The sequence below is a fragment of the Cohnella cellulosilytica genome (genome assembly GCF_042431195.1).
Classification (GTDB): domain Bacteria; phylum Bacillota; class Bacilli; order Paenibacillales; family Paenibacillaceae; genus Cohnella; species Cohnella cellulosilytica.
In genome coordinates, this window is record NZ_JBHMDN010000021.1 from 16,314 (window position 1) to 35,525 (window position 19,212).

Genomic DNA, 19,212 nt, shown 5'->3' on the forward strand with positions numbered 1-19,212 from the left:
TACGAATTAAACTTTTTTTATTTATTTAGTTTACTTTGTATGGAGGGGTGTGTTATTTTAATGGCAAGCAAATGATTAGGTTTGGGGGAAATGTACATGTCCGCAGAAGCCAATATCGGCGAGTCTTCATCTGTCCGTTCGCTCCTTGCTCCGCTGATCGCGATTGTCGTCGGGTTGTTCATGGTCATCTTGGATACGACGGCGGTGAATGTCGCCATTCCGGTGCTTGCCGACGATCTGCACAGCTCGTTGAGTCTCATTCAATGGACGATCACGGGCTATTCGCTGGCCCAGGCGGTCGTGATTCCGATGGCGGGATGGTTTTCCGACCGCTTCGGGGCGAAGCAGACTTTTATCGTGTCGATTATTTTATTCACCTTCGGTTCGATCCTTTGCGCTTTCGCGGGCACGGCGGAGCAATTGATTATTTTCCGTATCGTGCAGGGTCTGGGCGGCGGCATGGTCATGCCGATTGCCTTCGCGATGACCTACCGCATCAGTCCTCCGGAGTCGGTGGGCAAAATTATGGGGATGATGGGATTGCCGGTCCTGCTTGCGCCGGCGCTCGGTCCGGTGGTATCCGGGTATCTCGTCGACTACGTCAATTGGAAATGGATCTTCCTGATCAATATTCCGGTCGGCATCGCCGGGGTGATCATGAGCCTGCTGTTCCTGCCCAGCCTTCCGAAGAAGGAGTCGGCTCCGCTCGATTATGCGGGCATCGCGCTTGCGCCGTTCGCTTTCGGTGGACTGTCGTACGGGCTGAGCGAGGCGGGGGAGGGATGGTCCTCCGCGAAGACGATCGCCGGTCTAACCATAGGCGCCGTCGCCATGATTTTGTTCGCCATCGTGGAGCTTCGGCGCAAGAAAGAACCGTTGCTGGAGTTGAAGGTGTTCCGTTCCGGTCAATTTACTCGCGGGATTCTGGTGCAATGGGTGATGCAATTCGCCATGTTCGGCCTGATCTTCGCCATCCCGTATTTCATGCAGCGGCTGATGGGAATGAGCGCGTTCGAGGCGGGATTATGGACATTGCCGCAGGCGTTGGCCTCCGCCGTCATGATGCCGTTCAGCGGACGGCTGTTCGACCGGATCGGCGCTCGCCCGTTGGTGGTCGGAGGGTTGATCTTGATTGCGGCAGGCGCTTATCTGGTCTCGCTCGTCGATCCGAGCGACAGTCCGTGGTTGTTCCTGACCCCCCGCGTGCTGATCGGGCTCGGAACGGGACTGTCCTTCATCGCCTTGAATACGCATTTGATCCAGACGGCGCCCAAAGAGCTGGTCGGCAAGGTGACCTCGTTGACCAGCGCCGCCCAGCAGGTCGTCGGATCGTTCGCCATAGCGGGATTGACGACGCTTCTCGTCAGCCGTACCGAGTATTATTCGCGCCAAGGCGAGGCGCCTTTTCCGGATGCGATGTCGCACGCATTCCATAACGCGTATCTGTTGATCGCCGTCCTGGCGGCGGCAGGATTGGTGCTGGCATTCACGTTGAAGCGGCCGGCCAGCGAGAAAACGACCCAATCGGCTAGCGTCATGGATGTGGGCCATTAATATCGAAGCATGTGAACAGGGCCTGCCCGCAAGGGTAGGCCCTGTTGTCCTGCCGGGCGGTTGGATAAGTCGATTGAAGAGATTCGAGAATGGGCGCCGGACGTTATTGCCGGCTCTGCTGCTTCTCCTGCATCTCCAGGTAGCTGCGCATCCGGCGCATATTCTCGGGTGCATCCATTGAATCCGCGGCGATCATTTCAATGATGCAGAGCCTGCGGTCGCGTTCCTTCTCGGCCAGGATGATCGCCTGATCAAGCTCCCCATAGGTCCGAACGGTTGCGGTGAACGCGTCTCCTCCAAAGGCTTCGGCCAGCTTGGTGTACGACCAGCCCGGAATTTGGTTGTAGGGCTGATCAGCTGTTTTGACATTCAAATATTTCTCGATCGTATAACCGTTGTTGTTCAAGATGAAAATAAGGGGCCTGCATCCATAATAGAGCATGGAACTGATCTCCTGAACGGTGAGCTGCAGAGACCCTTCCCCCGTAAATAACAGCACCCGACGATCCGGAGCGGCGATGCTGGCGCCGAATGCCGAAGGCGTCGCATACCCGATCGCCTCCCAGCCTCCCTGCGCAATGTACGTTACATTGCGGGGCAACTTCACCTGTGCCATCCCGTTGTAGAATGTACCGGTCTCGGCAACCACGATATCCCCTTCCTTCAGCATCTGCTGAAAACGAGGGTAATAAATGGCCGCGGTTAAGGGATCTTGGGGACTGCCGGTTATTTGGTCGTACGGGAATGCCGCTTGGTTCGCCGTCCCCTCGCCTTTGAATCCGACCTTCTGCATCGCAAGAAGCATGTCGGCCGCGAATACGTTCGGATATTCGGCTTCTGCAATCTTGACCCTGTCCGGTTGGATTTCGATGGTCACGAGCGGGTTCAGCTTTGCGGTGAAGCTGGCGGTGTTATTGTCCGCCCATACCAGGCCGACAGCGATGACACAGTCCGCATTTTCTACCGCGGCTTGGACGGCGGAGCTTCCGAAAGAACCTTCATACGACCCGATATAATGCGGATGGGATTCGTCGAATGCTCCCTTCCCGAATATCGTTGTCGCAACCGGCACGTTCAGAGCGTCGGCCAACTGCCGAACCGCGTTCTCCAAGCCGAACCGCATCGTTTTGACATCCACCAGAATGACTGGTCGGCGAGCGCGTCCCAACAGCCGGCGGGCTTGATCCGTTGCGGCCTGAAGAGTTGGCAGGTGGGACATCGGGCGCGGCGGTGCCGGCTCTCTTCGTACGGCGATCGGCTTCATCACCAAATCGTTGGCCACAACCAGGTATACCGGCTTTTTCTTTTCCTTCGCCATCCGTATCGCGGCAGGGATTTCGATCTCGGCGTTCTCGGGCGTCAGCGTCGCGGTATAAGTCGTTATCAGCTTGTATACCTCGTGGAAAACATCGAAGTTACCGTTCATCAGAGTATGGTGCATCAGCTTGTGGTTTTGTTGATCCTTCTCGGGAGGCGCGCCTACAATGTGAACTAGCGGGACGTTCTCGCTATTGGCGCCCGCGATCGCGTTGCAGGCGCTGAGCTCCCCTACGCCGAAAGTGGTAATAAGTGCGGAAATTCCTTTGATTCTTGCATAGCCATCGGCCGCATAGCCCGAATTCAATTCGTTCCGTCCGCTAATAAGCCGAACTCCGTGATGCCGCTCCAGCGTATCCAGCAGCGTGAAATTATAGTCTCCGGCGACGCCGAAAATCTCAGTTATGCCCTCCAGCTTCAGGCAATCGAACAAGTACTGGCCAAGCGTTTTTTGAGCTGCTCCGATTTGCGGGTTGGCGCCGCTTTCCGTCGTCAAGGTTCCCATTCCGTCTCTCACTCCTTGGACTATAAGATTTTTTCTTGTGTAAGATTCCCTTTCCGCAAGGCTTTAATCCGCTACGAAACACTTGGCAAAGGATTTTCCGTATGATAAAATCATATATGCTCTATACTGTATAGATGCTAAACGAAACGGAGGTAATCGAAATAAACGATTATTCGAAGTTTATCACCCAATTTGAACGAGTGATTAGTAAATACAATCGGATGGAAAACAAGCAGCGCTCCTATGGGACGGATATCGTACTGTCCAGAGCGGAAATTCATACGATAGCGGCTGTGGGGGATCATCCGGGAATCAATATTACCGGACTGGCCGATATTTTAGGCGTTACCAAAGGTGCCGCTTCGCAGATGGTTTACAAGCTGGTGGAAAAGGGTACGGTTGAAAAAAAAGTCTCTCCCGATTCAGACACGGAGGTCGTTCTGAATCTCACGGAAGAGGGGCGGAAAAATTATGTCGGGCACATTGAATACCATAATCAAGCGATTGATGGGTCGTTAAAGATGCTCAGGGATATGCCGGAATCGTCCTACACAGACATGATTGAGTTTCTTTCCGAATTTGAAAAGACAATAGATAAAAATCTGAAATAAACATGAGCCTGTTTAAACTAAAAGAGCTGTCTATACGACAGCATTTTATTTGTCCATAGTGTTCAGTTGCTATACAGTATGGCATCTAATCAAAATAAGGGGGATATATTATGAATAAGAAGGAACAAGCCCCGGCACTTGAGCCGATTCCTAAAAGCGTCATGAACATTGCCTGGATTTTAGTGCTTGGCGCCATTATGCCGCTGCTTGACTCCACAATGGTCAACATAGCCATCCAGGATTTAAGTGTCGATTTCAATGTCGGACTGGGCTTCATTCAATGGGCCGTTACGGGTTACGTGCTGGCTATGGCGATTTCAGTACCGATTGTCGGGTGGATGGTTCAGCGTTTCAACGGCAAATGGTTGATGATTGGCGCAAATCTCTTATTCTTAACGGCTTCGATGGCTTTGGGATTCAGCGGCAGTATTTATGTATTGATTATTTTTCGAATCTTTCAAGGTATCGCTGCCGGATTTATCATGACATTGCTGACTACCTTGGTTGTTGAAATCGCCGGAAGGGAACGAATGGGACGCATCATGTCCACCATTGCTACCCCAATGGTCTTGGGTCCAATCCTGGGTCCGGTTATCGGAGCTGTGATTATTGAGTTCTTATCGTGGCGTTACATTTTCTTTGTCAACATTCCTGTTGGCATTCTTGCCATCACTTTAATGATTATGAAGCTGCCCAATTTCACTCCGGTTAATCGTAAAGCCAAATTCGACTTTATCGGGATTGCTTTATTGGGTATCGCTTCAGCCTCGTTGATTTATGGGATCGCTGCGGTTAACAACCGCACGACTATTGGGTTTGCTGCTGCCGGAGCCGCAATGTTAACCATTTACATGATTTATGCTGCAATCAAAAAGGAACAAGCGATTCTCCCGTTATCTTTGTTCAAGTCGAAAAATTTCAGCGCCGTCATGGTTGGCCTGTTCCTTGCGGGAATTGCGACCAACGGCCCCATGCTGTTATTGCCTTTGTTTTTCCAAAATGTTAAGGGCTTCTCGGTTTTGAGCGCCGGATTGATTTTGATTCCGCAAGGCATAGGTACATTAGTGGCCCGCCCGTTGATTGGCAGGCTGACCGATAAATTGGGGGCTCGTAAAGTTGTCATGGCAAGCCTGGCCTTCGCCATTATAGGTACGATTCCCTTTGTCTTTTTCAATCAGGCGACTTCACTCTTGGTTATGGGCATCGTCTTGTTTGTACGCGGGATAGGGATCAGCGGAGCCACCATTCCCATGATGACTGATGCATATATGGGCATGGTTAAGCAAGAAATCGCGCAAGCCAGTGTCGGGACACGTCTTATGCAAAATATTGGCGGCGCATTCGGCTCGGCAGTGCTTGCAACGGTTGTCACTCTTTCACTTGCAGGCAAAACGCCAACAGTGCCCTTGATGACCACGGCTTATCACGATGGTTTCCTGTTAGCCTTAGTCCTTAGTTTGGTCATGCTCGTTCCTGCTTTGTTTCTAACCAACAAAAAATTTACGAAGTAAGTACAGATAAAATCGCAAGAATATTAGAATTATCAATCCATGGTGAAGGAGTATTAAACTCTAACGGTTTGCTGCGTTAGATATTTAGGATTAGCTCGATAATTATCAGAAAATGTTGATTGGAAAAGGGTTACAAGGTAAGATTGTAATTTAAAAAGGTGAATATGACCAATAGACAAGGTGGTAATAGACGGAGTCATATGTTCCTTTTTATGACATATTAGAGAGTGTTTAATTCAGGTTAGGACTGGTCTATTTCAGAAAATTGGTTAGAGTGAAGAGATGGGGGGGAATTGATAGGATGAAGCGATGGTTATCTTTTGGTCTTGTGCTTATTATGTGTATTACGCTGTTGCCCATGACTACAATGGCGGCGGATGATAGGGTGATTTGGCTTGATGAAAAGTATGATGCAGTATGGGATTTCAGCGAAGGCCTTGCGGCTGTTTATAAAGATGGCAAGTGGGGGTATATCGACAAAACCGGCAAAGAAGTTATCCCAATCATCTATGATGAAGCAAATATCTTCAGCGAAGGTCTGGCGAAGGTTAAAAAAGGTTACGAGTATGGCTATATCGATAAAACGGGCAAAGTAGTTGTCCCGCTAATTTATAATATTAACGGTGACTTCAGCGAAGGCCTGGTGGCGGTTGGAAAGTTTGACGTCAGCGAAGGCCTAGTAAACGATTACAAGTCGGGGTATATCGACAAAACAGGAAAAGTAGTGATCCCGCTAATCTATGATGGTGTGTTGGACTTCCACGAAGGACTGGCGCGGGTTGGAAAAGGTCTCAAGAGTGGCTATATCGACAAAACAGGCAAAGAAGTTGTCCCGATCATCTACGATTACGGAACTTCCTTTCATGATGGACTGGCGTTAGTCGGAACAGAAGGAAAAGATGGAAGGAGAAGCTATATCGACAAAACAGGAAAAGTAGTTATCTCTAACATGTACAACTATAATGATCCAGGAGACTTCCACGAAGGACTGGCGCGGGTTGAAATAGGCAGAGGAAATGTTGGCTTTATTGACAAAACAGGAAAAGTAATAGTCCCGCTAGTCTATTATTCCGCATTTGACTTCAGCGAAGGACTGGCATGGGTTAGAAAAATAAATGGCAAGTTTGGATCTATCGATAAAACAGGAAAAGTAGTGATCCCGCTAATCTATGATAATGCAGAGCCCTTCAGCGAAGGACTAGCGCGGGTTAAAAAAGATGGCAAGTGGGGCTATATCGACAAAACAGGAAAAGTAATTGTCCCGATCATCTATGATGTTGCATATCACTTCAGCGAAGGCCTAATGCAGGTTGAAAAAGGTTACAAGCGGGGCTATGTCGACAAAACAGGAAAAGTGGTTGTCCCGCTAATCTATGATATTGCAAGTGACTTCAGCGAAGGCCTTGCGGCTGTTTATAAAGATGGTAAGTGGGGCTATATCGACAAAACAGGCAAAGAAGTTATTACGCTACAATTTGATTCTGCAGGCAGCTTCAGCGGAGGACTGGCGCGGGTTGAAAAAGATGGCGAGTACGGCATTATGTCAAACCCATTGACTAAGGCTTCCTCAGCAGTCGCCGAAAAACCCTCTGCATGGGCGGCAGAGCAAGTCCATGCGGCGATAGTGGCAAACCTCGTGCCCCAAGACTTCCAATCGGGGTATACGCAAGCAACAACACGTGCCGAGTTCGCAGCACTTATCGTTGCTTTGTATGAGAAAACGACAGGAACAGAGATCACCAAGCGGACGAAGTTCACTGATACATCCGATAGTAGTGTAGAAAAAGCGGCGGGGATCGGTGTTGTTTCGGGTGTCGGGGACAACAACTTCTCACCAAATACAGAGCTTACACGCGAACAAGCGGCGACTATGCTCTCTAGACTTGCGAATGTCATCGGGAAACCTCTGACCAAACAAGCGGTTACTTTTGCGGACGAGGTAAGCATTTCTTCATGGGCGCTTGAAGCAGTTGGACAAATGCAGGTAACTGGTATCATGGGTGGTGTTGGCGACAATACCTTTGCGCCAAAGAGTCCGTACACAAGAGAACAGAGCATTACTACCATCGTACGATTGTACGATGCGGTGAAATAAACCATCCCCTCGGCCTTTTCGTATTTTCAGATACATAACCATAAGATTAAACGCGATGATGAGAAGAGTACGGGAAAATGTCCTTGGACAGAGAGCTCCGGCAGCTGGAAAGGAGCCATGGGCTTTTCCCGGAAACAAGCCTCTGAGCAGCATGCCGGAACCGCAGCCGGGGATGGCACCGCTAAAATTTCGTCCCCAAGACTCAAGGTCTTGGAGGTGAAATTTTTTTTATTTGTTGTCCATACCCCTTCATTAGGAGGAATCGGCATGCTTAACGAGAAAGAACCGGGCAATATTGGATTGCGACGAGGGCCATTCAAGAGGGGAGTTAGATTTTCCCGTTATCCTGCCCTCTTGGTTGTTATTCTACTGCGCCAAGCTCTCCAAATCCGGCTGCAATTTGTTCCTCAGCACGTAGAGCATGGCAGCTCCAACCAGGAACGCAACGGCATCCGCAATAACGAGCGACCAGACGACCCCGTGGAAACCATTCATTTGATTGGCGATGTAGAGTACCGGAATCAGAGTAATTCCTTGAATAACCGACATAATAAACGCGGCGGTTCCTTGCGCTGTCGCCTGGAAAATCCCCGTAAACAACGTGGTCATGCCCGTAATGAACAAGGATAAGAAAGTGACATGCAGAATGTAGCTGCCCATTTCAATTAGCTGCGGATCGTTCGTAAATAAGCCAATTAAGTGATCGGAGATCAGATAGACGATGAGGCCGAACGCGACCGCTAATGCTACAATCGCTTTGATCGTGAATCCGATCGTTTGTTTCATGCGCAGTTTATTCGCCGTGAAAGAGAAGGCGATCAGAGGCACGACCCCTTCGCATAAACCCATTAGAATAAACTCGGGAAATTGCAGCAAACGCGACGAAATTCCGTAAGCCGCCACAGCCTGATCCCCATAATCGACCAGGAAATGGTTCAGGATCAGCGACATTGCCCCCAGGAAGATGCTCATAACAAAGACGGGAACCCCGATTTTGAACACATTGCTCAGAATTTCCCTGTTCGCTTTGAACCATTTTACCGAGACGGTTAGGAATTGGCTCTTATATCCCATATGGAAGGCGTAGAATACGCTTGCGACCAGATTGGAAACCACCGTAGCCGACGCGACGCCGATGACACCCCCGTGGAAAACAAAGATGACCAGCGCATCGAGAATAATATTCACGATAACGCTAAGAATCATACCGGTCATGGACGTAATGGCCGCACCCTCCGCGCGTACGATATTTTCCAATGTGAAAAATAATACGACGATTGGCGAACCGATCAGCATCACCGTGACATAGTCCTTCGTGAATCCGAAGGAATCGGGCGTTGCCCCCAGGCCATGAACGATTGAATCGAGCAATGGGAGCCCGACGGCGATCACGATCAGACCGAGCGCTAAACTGCTGTAAAAAGCGAACGAAGACACATGCTTTACATCGTCGTATCTTTTCTCGCCGAGCAAGCGGGAGATGAATGTGCCGCTGCCGATGCCAATCAGGTTGCCCAGCGCCATAATGGCCGCGAATAAAGGCAAGGTTAGCGCGAGCGCGGTTAACATGGCCGTATTGCCCAGCGTACCGAGAAAATAGGCATTCAAGATGGAATAGATAACGCTCATGGACGTGCCCAGCATCATTGGAATGGCGAAGTGGGCTACGGCTTTGGCGATTGGCGCTTTTTCGAAGTAATGGAGGTTTTGTGCATCCATGCGGATCACTTCTTTCTAGATGGTGTTTATCTAACGGTGTTAGATTGTGCCTTACAGTGTTAGATGATATCATGAACCTATGGACCTGTAAAGAATAAACTTACACTGTTAGATAAAAGGGCGGATATCGATGAAAAAGCAGCAGCCTCAGATTTCGGAGGATAAGATTTTGGAAGCCTCTTGGGAGCTTCTGGGGGAAGAAGGCATCGAAAAATTCAGCCTGAGACGATTGGCCGACCGGCTGGGCATTCAGGCTCCTTCTCTGTACTGGTATTTCAAGAGCAAGCAGGATCTCTATCAGCGTCTGGCCAATCAGGTGTCGAAAATGATTGTGGAGGAGTTCCATTCCGACGGGGACTGGAAGGAGCAATTGGCGGGGTTAGCGGTAACGGTACGGAGTGTGCTCAGCCGGTATCCCTGCTCCACGCAGCTCATGATGATGACGCTGCCCCACGAGCCGGATATCATCCGGTTCACCAACCGCATGCTGCTCTGCGTGGAAGCGACGCCGCTTGAACAAGCGCAGAAAATGCAAGTGGTCACAACGTTAGTGAACTACGTCTTCTACTTCGTTCTGGACGATTATCAGCATGAGCGAAATGTCGCGGCTATCCTTAAAGATCATGACGAACCTCCGGGAGAGGAGATGATCCATCTTCTGAACGCCATGAGCGAGTCGGAAGCGGGATTGTTCCGGAGGATGTTCACGAACGGATTGTTCGAGCTGATGGGAACCGACACGGCGTTTGATTTCGGCTTGAAGCTGATCTTGTTGGGGATTGAGCAGGTGATTAAGGAACAGGAGAAGTAGATGGAATTCAGGTGAAGGCAGGTGAATCCAGGCCAAACGATCCCTGCTTGTTTTCGTTCATACTCCCGCAAGAGAACTCATACGTTGGTAATGAAACAATGATTTTGTAAGCCTGAGGAGGACACAGACCCTTTACAAGAGCAGCTCAAGAGAGGGGAGACCTCTAATGAAAGGTTATCCTGTGTATCCCTACATCGGCTGGCAGACCAAGACCGTTACGGAACCGGTGGAATTCCCGCCGCAGCATCAGGACCGGGTGCCCGGCTTGGAGTATCTGATGGAGCCTAGGCCTATTTTTGACAATCCCGGCTATATCGGCAACGGAAAGCTTAAAGGAAAAGTCGCCATTATTACCGGCGGAGACAGCGGTTTTGCCCGCACATTGCATACGACCATAAAGAGGAGTTCGCACGTTGTGCGTCCTTCTCTTTTTTCATAGGAGGACTTTTAACTATCTGCAGGGATGGGGCCGTCTTTCTTCTCATATTCCTGGATATGCTGTTCAATTAAAGGCTCAAAACAGAAATCAGTGCTTGACAAAATGAATCAAGGATAAAAGTGGAAAAACATCTGCTAATCCTGTATTGTTGTAAGTCCCCACCCACAACAAAAGGAATAGACAGATGCAAACTCAGTATATCAACGAATTGCTCGACATACCAGAGCTAGAGATTCATCAACTGTTATCCATTCATGACGATGAAGTTCACATAGAAGCCGTGCCGTTAGACGACAAGCAAATCTGCCCATGCTGTGCTTCGGATCAGGCGGTCATTCGGAAGGGGAGCAACGGTATGCGAACCGTCCGACATCTATCCGTGTTTGAGAAGAAAACCTATCTGCATGTGCCGGCCATTCGCATGTTTTGCAGTCGCTGTGAAGCCGGATTTGTATGGGCATACCATTTCGTCGGTCCCAAACAGCGCTACAGCAGGCTTTTCCGCTCTCATACGGTCGAACAGGCGCTTGGGTCAACGGCCGCGCATAGCGCTCGAATACAGAAAGCGCCGGCAAGTACCATACAACACATACATAACGAGGCGGTTCCTCCCCTTTGCGACGCGCTTTATGAACAAGTGTGGGAAGAAGCATCTGAATCGTTCAACGAGGAAAATGCAAAGAAGTTGGATACGCTACTGAATTACTCCCCGCTGCTACGCAGCGTGTGGGAATGGAAAGAAGCCTTACATAACCATGTACATGAAAATGATCTGCGATGCGAATCGCATTCGGGAAACACTCGCTGATCCAGGTGTGATACGCCTGAGCCAAATCCATGACCACTGCCTTCGGATCAAGCTGAAGGAACTCAGGGTGTGCTTGGGCATACGCCCGCAGTGCTTCCAGCTTTCGGCCCGGCAACAGGTCCAGCATCGTCTCGCCTTTGAGGTTGTGAATGCCGGTGTTATACGTATGACCCTTCTTGATCGCGAAGTCATCGACACCCAGAACGAGTCCAGCTGTTTCTTTTAGGTGGATTCAGTAGACGATGGTTCGCTTTCAGATAAGCCCTGGCTCGTGGCGATAGCTCGATGCGGGCTTTATAACCGAACTCGGCCGTCTTGGAAAGCTTTCCTTTCTTGATCGGTCTGGCTTCCGGATCAAAGAAACTAACGATTCGATCGGGAATGATGCGATTTCCCGATACGACTTGCTTGGCCTGATTGACCAGCTTTTGGGTGACGTCAATCGCATCGCCAAGTTGTTCCTTCATGGCCTTGATCGAAGCTTTGCCTTTTTCTTTTGTTCGTTCGATCACCCTGGATGCCCGTTCACATACGTCTTTGGTTAGCGTTGCGACTTACTTCGTAATGGCGTTTAGTTCCGCCCATGATTCTTGCGTCCGCCGACGGAGCAACTTGGCAATGGAAAGGATATGATGCTTGATTGCTTTGCTTTTGTCTTCAAAGCCTTGTGTTGCCTGTGAGGCTACTTTGCGAAGACGGCCGACCAATCGTGTAATGACTTTCACACCGTCTTGCAATAAGGTGGCATCCGTGGGATGGTGCACGTCAGATTCGACAACTGTTGTATCTGTTTGGAACTTACGATGTTTCAGCACATGAGCTTCATCCAGTTTTTGTAGGAGCAACTCATTCAGTTGCTCCACCCATTCGTCTCCATAACGTTTGCGAGCTTTGATCAAGGTTGTGGAATCTGGCGTGTTTTCGCCAATGGGAATCCGGCAAAAGCGACGCCAAGTCAGGCTATCACCGACTTCGTGAACGAGCGTTTCGTAACCGAAGTTATAGCGGCGTTTTAAGTACATCAGGCGCAAAAAGGTTTCAAAGGCTTTCGTTGGACGGCCTCTAGTGGTAGGGTGATTTTTCAAAAAAGGCTGCATGAACCGCTCATCATCAAGCAAAGTATCGACTTTTGCAAGTTCATCGGGCAGCGGCCATACAGATTCCGGAATGATCGCATCCCACAAGGTCAGTAGTTCTTCACGAAGCTTCAACATTTTCATCACCTCAACAGGAATTTGAGAGGTTATGTTGATTTCATGAAGAATTCAACTCACCTCAGGGCGTGGATGTATTGTTATCTCGACAATAACAACTTCCATTTCGAGTGATTGAATTCCTTTAAATTTGCTCAAAATAACCTGATTTTTTCAGGGATAACTAGTTATAAGCATTTTTTGAGTCGCCAATATTGATATGGCAAGTTCCGTCATGTAAGGAACGACTCAGGTGTACGATAAATAAAACCGTTCCTCTTGCGTTGGGGAACAGTTTTATTTTCACGATGAGAAGCTGTTCGTTTGTTAAAAATGGCAGCCAATCACTCCGACAGGCTATCGTCGCGTTGAATAATTCACCATACTCCAGAAAGTAATCTACCACCTTGCATCATTCAACTATCGTTCACCGTTAGCGTAATCAGGGTTACGTAATTATAGCTCAGCTCTTACGGCGTTGCATAAGGCTTTGCAAAAATCCACGGAACGCCTTGCCGACAAGGGTTAAACTACCTTTATCCGTTTTCAGTGGATATGGACAGGTGCTACCTTCCATCCCATTGTAAAGGATTTTTTTAATCGACTAAAATAATACAAAAAGCTATGAAAATCAGAGTACATTAATGCAACGCCAGTGATTCAAGATATCCACATAATGTTGGGTTGAAACTAACATATACAATAAAATCCAGCCTTCAGTCAGACTGCAAATCTGCAGAGCTCCTTAAAGTCTCACAATATAACAATATCGCCTCCGACATGCCGGAGGCGAATGATTTAATGAATAGCAAGATTTTATTGTTCACTTTTAAAATTATGAGCGTTCAATGTGTTCCAAAACCAAAAATGATCCCCTTGAGATACGATTAGCCTGTCCAAGTATAGTTCAAAATTCAGATGCATATTTTCGCCCTCGTTCTCAGGGGAATCATAGATCGAACGGTCAAATAAATAATCTTCTCTACCGTCAATAACAGCCTGATTATCAACGCAAATGAGTGTTTGGTCATATTTGGCTATAGGGTACATTTTCTCTGTCAGATGATACTGTTCATGATAATCCGTAACATCATCCAGCCCAAAAATGATCCACGAAGGATTGCCTTTACCAGACTCGTCCTGAAAAAGCAGGGCTCCGTTATGAATTTGTAGAAAATCCAAATATCCACTCGGTAAAGTGAACCCTGTTTCAATAACGAATTTCGCTATCTCTTCTTGATTGGCCGGTTTATAAAATGAGAAAGAGCATTTCTGAATAAATCCAAGGGTTCTTTGAATCTCCATAATTGGAGCAGTTTGCAATCTCTTTTTTAATGTATCTAGAATCCTCTGCACATTACTCAATTTATCCCCTCAAATCAGTTAATAATTGGTCCACCAACTTGTAAATTGTGCATGCTTATCAGCATAAAGCGGAATTAAGTTGGAGTAATCATTTGTCCCGCCATACTGAAGAGGTCGGATGTGATGGATTTCAATTGCGTTACTCCAGTTTACATATCCATAATTTGTATCATAGTAAGTCTTATATTTATCCCTTACTGTGTTGTTAAAAGTATTTCTCAATGTAGTAACAGTTGAAGAAGGTACCGTAGCATAATTGGTGTCAGGAGCAGCGACATTTAAAAATCCATTCACATCCACTCCATAGTGAAAAGGATACTCCATACCGGCCTTGTTCACTAAAAGTCTTAGATCTGAACCTGATGCAGTATCTACATACGGTCCTGTCCAGGTAGAAGTATAAGAATAATAAAACGAATAGTAATAGGTACTAGTCAAATTTAGAGTTTTAGTTACGCTATTTCCTACCCAAATTTGTCCGGCCGTCCAATTGACCGTTAGTGTGTCCAAATAGGAGTAACTTCCGTATTCGGTTTGGCTTCTATAAGCTGAAATACTACCACTAATTCCTATTGGCGGTGTTCCTGTAATCCCAATGATTTTAATTTTTAAGTAAGGGGAACTAGTATAATTTAATTGAAGTGCCAATTGAACTGTAACCGTGTCGACAGTATTAACGCCTTGAACATTCTGACGATTTTCATGTGTATCCACAATATCATTAGGATAAGGATATATGGAATTTTCTTTTACTGCTTCTTCTGTAACCTCTATTGTTTCCGGTACATCAAATAGTTTTGCCAACTCAGGGTCGTTTAGATTATCCAGATTTTCTTGAAAAGCTGTTGGATCCTTTAATAAAGCTGGAACATTGTGCTTGTTTGCATCAATTGCGGCAATCTGTTTACCTTCATCATACACCAATGTAATTGTTCGTCCAACTGCTTGATTACTATCCATAGAATAGGGTAACAATGTTTTTTGCAAAGACTTTTCTTCCGATGCAAATGCCATTGAGGAGGAAAATACTACAAATACAACAAACATAGACAATACTAATTTTAAGAATCGCATAAAAATCTATCCTTTATCTTCTTTTTTTGTATTACGATTGAATATTAATATAAAATTTACTATTTTTACAGGGGAAAAATCCCTAAAAAATTACAAAAGTCGGTCCTATTCATAGCTGAATTATGTAAGTATTTGTCGTATGATAGAAATATAAAAATCAGGAATGTAAAACGGATTGGTAAATAGGAGCTCGGATTAAATTGGCGGATTCGAGTCCGAACGAGGGGGAACGAGCGCAAAAATGAATGATCCTCCGAAAATGAAATTGATTTTCATGAATCCCAAAGAAGCCCACAGATTCCTATTTTTTAAAAAGTGGGGCCTACGCGGCAATCGAACCGTTTAGCCATTGCTGAATGGTAGGCAATTGCCCTTGTTTCTTTGCTTCTTCGAACCATGCATCAGCGTGCTGGCACATGGCGATGAGATAAACGCGAATATGCCAATGACGAGAACTGCGCCCGCGCGAGGATTCTAACTGGTACAGACGACACCTGCTTTCCTTGGGATCGACGAGATCAGCCTGGCAAAAGGAAAAGGAAGCTATCGCCTGGTCGTCTACGATCTCACTGTCCCTTGGCGCCCGCAATTCATTCGCATGCACACCTCCCGGAAGAAGGAAGAGGTCATCACCCTTGCTACAGCAATTTGCTACACCGGAGCGGATCATTGGCATTGCCATCGATATGTGGGAGCCCTACAAGCTAGCGATTCAAGCAGCTTTACCGCATGTCATTACTGTCATTGATGCCTTCCATCTCATTCAAGCATCATCCAAGGCGCTGGACGGTTTATTGGACGGACTGAACCTTCGAAATATCACCGTTTATCGAACCCATCCCGCCAATACCTTTGGGATGACGAAGGATAATTATCGGTACCTGGTCGAACTGATGAACGAGCAGGATGAGAATCCATAACCTAAAGAGGCCCGGCCCAAGCCAGGCGATGCCTGCGGGCAATGGGCCGGCCTCTGCTCTGGTTAGCGCTCGGACACAAGGGAACGCGGGTTAACGACGATCCCGCCCTCGTTCTCGAACGGGTAATCGATCGCGATTCGGCCGACCTCGGTGTCGCCGATGCCGCTGTACAGGTCGACTTTGCCGTCGGGACGCAGCTCGATGCCGGACGTGAAGGCGCAATCGGTGAGATTGGGCATCTTGGCCGGTCCATCCGGATAACACGGACGGGTTCCGATGATTCTGAGATCCGAGAATTGAAGGGTGAGCGGGTCCAGCACGAAAGACATATTCATGTAGGTCAGCGTTTCCTGATTGGCGGCATCGACCGATTTATAGCAGATATGTCCGATCACGCCCACCTTCCCGCTCTCCAGCAGATAAGCCTGGTTGCAGCCGCCCCATTCGTCGCGATTGAACAGCCCGGCAATGATAGGGGCGTTCTCGATGACCTCCGCCGACAGATCGTCCAGACGGTCGATAACCGTAAACCCGATCAGCGATTCGCTTCCGTATTTTTGACGTACGGCTTCACCGCGAGGCCGCGAGAATACGCCGATTTTGCCCTCGGGAAGCTCCACGAGCCGAATGTCCTTCATGCGATCCGGGCCGGTCGTAAAATAGACGAGGTCGTGAAGATCCTTCCCCTTGTAAAAATAGCCGTAGAACGTATCCAACTGTCCCCGGTTGTTGCGGACATGCGTGCCGCCGAGAACGAGCTCCTCGCCGATGACGCTGACATAAGGGTCCTCCAACTGGTAAATCATCGTATCCTGCACGACCGTCCATTCGTCCGGGCCGCTGTTCTCGAACAAGCGCACCCAGGAACGCGCCCATTCGTGCCTTTTTTCCACGCGGCCGTAAATATATCGTTTTCCCTGCCATTCGAACGGGATGGACGCGTTATAGACGTCGAAGCCGTCGACGCCGAGAAAACGCAGCTTGGCGCTGTCGTAAATCCGTTTGTCGCTTTCGAATTGCCGCCGCAGCTCGGCCAGATGGCTGGCTTCGAAGGGACGGGCCGGTTCGAGTAAGGTCATTGCGGAGAATCCCCCTTGATATCCGTTTTCGTATTCGCTCCTATCATAAGGCAGGAACGGGACAAAATCTTGTTTATTTTTCAATAAAGTTATGGTATTTTGACCTTGAGCAAAAATCCGCGTCGGAAGCAAGGAGGATTCGCCATGATGAAGCTGCTTGCGGCGGACGGCATCGACCCGCAGATTCAGGCGCATTATCGCCTGATCACCTCCGTCGGCGATACGATCGGGATGCATACGCACGATTTTTTTGAGCTGTTTCTTATTTTGAAGGGGAACGTTTACCATATCATTAACGGCACGCGGCAGCTGCTTCAGGAGAACGCGCTCGTCTTCATTCGAGATCGCGACGTGCACTATTACGAGAGGGCGGGCGAAGGCGACTGCCAATTTATCAATCTATCCTTCTATAGAGAAGTCATCGACGATTTGTTCGCCTTCCTCGGGCAAGGATTCCCCAGCGAGAAGCTGTTCGAGCCCGAGCTTCCGCCGACGATCCGGCTGACCAAGACGGAGAAGGAGTATGTGCGCTATCGGCTGGACCAACTCAATTTGATTCCTTCGGAGCAGAAATACGCGATCAAGTCGCAAGTAAGAGCCTTGTTGACGGATTTGTTCTCCCGCTACATCAGCATGGCGGAAGCGGAGTACGGGGGGAGCGAGAGCCCGGAATGGCTGGCGGCGCTGTGCGCGGAGGCGAAGAAGAAGGAGCATTTCACACGGGGGACGGTCGCGCTCGTCGAATTGTCTCACAAGTCGCATGCCTATTTATGCCGCATGTTCAAGAAGCATCTGGGGATTTCCCCGACGCGATTCATCAACGAACTGAGATTGTCCTACGCGGAGAATCTGCTGCTGAACACGGACATGACGATCCTGGATATTACGCTGGAGACCGGGTTGGAGAATGTCAGCTACTTTTACGACCTGTTCAAGAGAAGACACGATATGACTCCGTATCGCTATCGCCAATGCGGGAAGATCGTGCCCTCGCATTAGCAGCATGGCAGGAAAGAACCCCGATTCTGACCAAGTGTCGAGAATCGGGGTTCTTTCCTGCGCTTATATTTTTTGGACGGAATCGCGCAGCACAAGCTCGGTGGAGATCAGAATTTTCTTGTTCGCGGGGGAGACGTGGGCGCTCTTCTCGAACAAGAGCTTCGCTCCCTCGTAGCCGAGCGCCTCGAAGTTTTGCTTCACCGTGCTCAGGGGCACTCGGGCGAACTTGGAGCTTTCGAAGTCGTCGAAGCCCATGACCGAGACTTGCTCCGGAATTCGGACGCCTTCCTGCGTCAGGCGCTCGATCACTTCGAGGGCGCGCCGGTCGTTGGCGCAGAAGAGGGCCGTAAGGTTCCCTCTGGCAATCTCGTCCGCCAGCACGGCATAGTCCAGATCGTGCTGGAAAAACGAAAGCTCCTCCTGCGGGACCAGCGAGGCGTCGAGCATCGCCCGGCGATAACCGTTGTATCGGTCGACCTCCGTGCTCAAATAGAAATCGTAGGCGGCGAAGCCGATCTTCCGATGGCCGTTGTTAATCAAATGCTCCACCGCCTCGTAGGCTCCGTCCTGGTTGTTGCACGTAATGCAGTCGACCGAATAGCCGGAGGGGATGCGATCGAGCATCACGAACGGGATCGATTTTCTCCGCAGCTCGTTTAAGTAGCCCTTCGCTCCATTGGGATTGGCGGAGTAGATGAGCAGGCCGCGATGATCCGACTGGATCAGATTGCCGACGAGCTCCTGTTCCTTCTCGAAGTCGTTCTCCACAAACTCGACAATCAGCTTGCAGTCCTGCTGGCTCAGAAAGGACTGGATGCCTTTGATGATTTGCATGTAGGAGCTGTTGTACAGCTCGTTGCCGGAAATAATAAAAGTAACGTAACCGATCGCCTTGTCGGCAGCGGGCTCCTGGTGATTCGAGACGAAGCTGCCTTTTCCCCTGACGCGATAGATGATTCCTTCGTTGACCAGATCGTTCAAAGCTTTCCGCACCGTAATCGAGCTGACATCAAGCAGCTTGGAGAATTCGGATTCGCTCGGAATCCGCCCGTCCTTGCCCAGCTCGTTGTTCTTTATTTGCAAGAGCACATAGTCTTTGACCTGTTGATACTTCGGCAATGTCGATTCGTTCATGCTCTACGATCCTCCCATCCGCTAGTATTCTCTCTAAGTTATACTATAAAGCACATGAAGAATAAAGTATACTAACTT

The 19,212-nt window shown here is 48.8% G+C and carries 14 protein-coding genes and 3 pseudogenes; 9 read left to right on the top strand and 8 right to left on the bottom strand.

From position 1 onward, the window contains the following. The first annotated feature begins 96 nt into the window (after nucleotides 1-96). Nucleotides 97-1,554 (top strand): DHA2 family efflux MFS transporter permease subunit, encoded by a 1,458-nt coding sequence (locus ACFFT4_RS16690; RefSeq protein WP_378049512.1) that lies wholly within the window; start codon nucleotides 97-99, stop codon nucleotides 1,552-1,554. A 103-nt stretch (nucleotides 1,555-1,657) separates the two neighbouring features. Here ACFFT4_RS16690 and ACFFT4_RS16695 read toward each other — a convergent pair whose 3' ends face one another. Further along, nucleotides 1,658-3,376, bottom strand: coding sequence for an alpha-keto acid decarboxylase family protein (locus ACFFT4_RS16695; protein ID WP_378049515.1), 1,719 nt, complete (start codon nucleotides 3,374-3,376; stop codon nucleotides 1,658-1,660). Nucleotides 3,377-3,597: 221 nt separating this feature from the next. On the opposite strand from ACFFT4_RS16695, the gene ACFFT4_RS16700 reads away from it, so the two are divergent. The 3 genes from ACFFT4_RS16700 (at nucleotide 3,598) to ACFFT4_RS16710 (ending at nucleotide 7,593) form a co-directional block, all read left to right on the top strand. Beyond that, nucleotides 3,598-3,987: a MarR family winged helix-turn-helix transcriptional regulator gene (locus ACFFT4_RS16700; protein ID WP_378049516.1), complete on the top strand. Its 390-nt coding sequence runs from the start codon at nucleotides 3,598-3,600 to the stop codon at nucleotides 3,985-3,987. Nucleotides 3,988-4,097: 110 nt separating this feature from the next. Beyond that, nucleotides 4,098-5,498 carry an MDR family MFS transporter gene (locus ACFFT4_RS16705; RefSeq protein ID WP_378049518.1) on the top strand — a complete coding sequence of 467 codons (1,401 nt, stop codon included), beginning with the start codon at nucleotides 4,098-4,100 and terminating at the stop codon, nucleotides 5,496-5,498. 301 nt (nucleotides 5,499-5,799) lie between these two features. Beyond that, nucleotides 5,800-7,593 (top strand): WG repeat-containing protein, encoded by a 1,794-nt coding sequence (locus ACFFT4_RS16710; protein WP_378049520.1) that lies wholly within the window; start codon nucleotides 5,800-5,802, stop codon nucleotides 7,591-7,593. Between the two features lie 366 nt (nucleotides 7,594-7,959). On the opposite strand, the gene ACFFT4_RS16715 is transcribed toward ACFFT4_RS16710, so the two are convergent. Next, a complete protein-coding gene (locus tag ACFFT4_RS16715) occupies nucleotides 7,960-9,312 on the bottom strand; it encodes an MATE family efflux transporter (protein ID WP_378049522.1) in 1,353 nt (450 codons plus the stop codon). A 130-nt stretch (nucleotides 9,313-9,442) separates the two neighbouring features. Between ACFFT4_RS16715 and ACFFT4_RS16720 the strand changes: the two genes are divergently transcribed. From ACFFT4_RS16720 to ACFFT4_RS16730, 3 genes and pseudogenes are all read left to right on the top strand, one after another. Then, on the top strand, nucleotides 9,443-10,123 hold the full coding sequence (locus tag ACFFT4_RS16720; RefSeq protein ID WP_378049524.1) for a TetR/AcrR family transcriptional regulator: 681 nt from the start codon (nucleotides 9,443-9,445) through the stop codon (nucleotides 10,121-10,123). A gap of 166 nt (nucleotides 10,124-10,289) precedes the next feature. Beyond that, on the top strand, nucleotides 10,290-10,562 hold the full coding sequence (locus ACFFT4_RS16725; RefSeq protein WP_378049526.1) for a hypothetical protein: 273 nt from the start codon (nucleotides 10,290-10,292) through the stop codon (nucleotides 10,560-10,562). A gap of 184 nt (nucleotides 10,563-10,746) precedes the next feature. Next, nucleotides 10,747-11,214, top strand: a pseudogene (locus ACFFT4_RS16730) (transposase family protein); the annotation flags it as partial. Between the two features lie 94 nt (nucleotides 11,215-11,308). Here ACFFT4_RS16730 and ACFFT4_RS16735 read toward each other — a convergent pair. The 4 genes and pseudogenes from ACFFT4_RS16735 to ACFFT4_RS16750 form a co-directional block, all read right to left on the bottom strand. Further along, nucleotides 11,309-11,593: pseudogene (locus ACFFT4_RS16735) on the bottom strand (ISL3 family transposase); the annotation flags it as partial. Between the two features lie 58 nt (nucleotides 11,594-11,651). Continuing rightward, a pseudogene (locus tag ACFFT4_RS16740) lies at nucleotides 11,652-12,584 on the bottom strand (transposase); the annotation flags it as partial. 795 nt (nucleotides 12,585-13,379) lie between these two features. Beyond that, nucleotides 13,380-13,919, bottom strand: coding sequence for an SMI1/KNR4 family protein (locus tag ACFFT4_RS16745; protein WP_378049784.1), 540 nt, complete (start codon nucleotides 13,917-13,919; stop codon nucleotides 13,380-13,382). Nucleotides 13,920-13,946: 27 nt separating this feature from the next. Continuing rightward, the gene (locus ACFFT4_RS16750) at nucleotides 13,947-15,002 is read right to left on the bottom strand and encodes an HNH endonuclease signature motif containing protein (protein ID WP_378049529.1); all 1,056 of its coding nucleotides are present in this window, start codon (nucleotides 15,000-15,002) and stop codon (nucleotides 13,947-13,949) included. Between the two features lie 635 nt (nucleotides 15,003-15,637). Between ACFFT4_RS16750 and ACFFT4_RS16755 the strand changes: the two genes are divergently transcribed. Further along, on the top strand, nucleotides 15,638-15,922 hold the full coding sequence (locus ACFFT4_RS16755; RefSeq protein ID WP_378049531.1) for a transposase: 285 nt from the start codon (nucleotides 15,638-15,640) through the stop codon (nucleotides 15,920-15,922). 62 nt (nucleotides 15,923-15,984) lie between these two features. Here ACFFT4_RS16755 and ACFFT4_RS16760 read toward each other — a convergent pair whose 3' ends face one another. After that, a complete protein-coding gene (locus ACFFT4_RS16760; protein ID WP_378049532.1) occupies nucleotides 15,985-17,001 on the bottom strand; it encodes an MTP-1 family protein in 1,017 nt (338 codons plus the stop codon). Between the two features lie 144 nt (nucleotides 17,002-17,145). On the opposite strand from ACFFT4_RS16760, the gene ACFFT4_RS16765 reads away from it, so the two are divergent. Beyond that, complete coding sequence (locus ACFFT4_RS16765) at nucleotides 17,146-18,000, top strand: helix-turn-helix domain-containing protein (RefSeq protein ID WP_378049534.1); 855 nt, start codon at nucleotides 17,146-17,148, stop codon at nucleotides 17,998-18,000. Between the two features lie 63 nt (nucleotides 18,001-18,063). Here the strand turns inward: ACFFT4_RS16765 and ACFFT4_RS16770 are convergent, their stop codons facing one another. Beyond that, the gene (locus ACFFT4_RS16770; RefSeq protein ID WP_378049535.1) at nucleotides 18,064-19,134 is read right to left on the bottom strand and encodes a GntR family transcriptional regulator; all 1,071 of its coding nucleotides are present in this window, start codon (nucleotides 19,132-19,134) and stop codon (nucleotides 18,064-18,066) included. Nucleotides 19,135-19,212 lie beyond the last annotated feature (78 nt).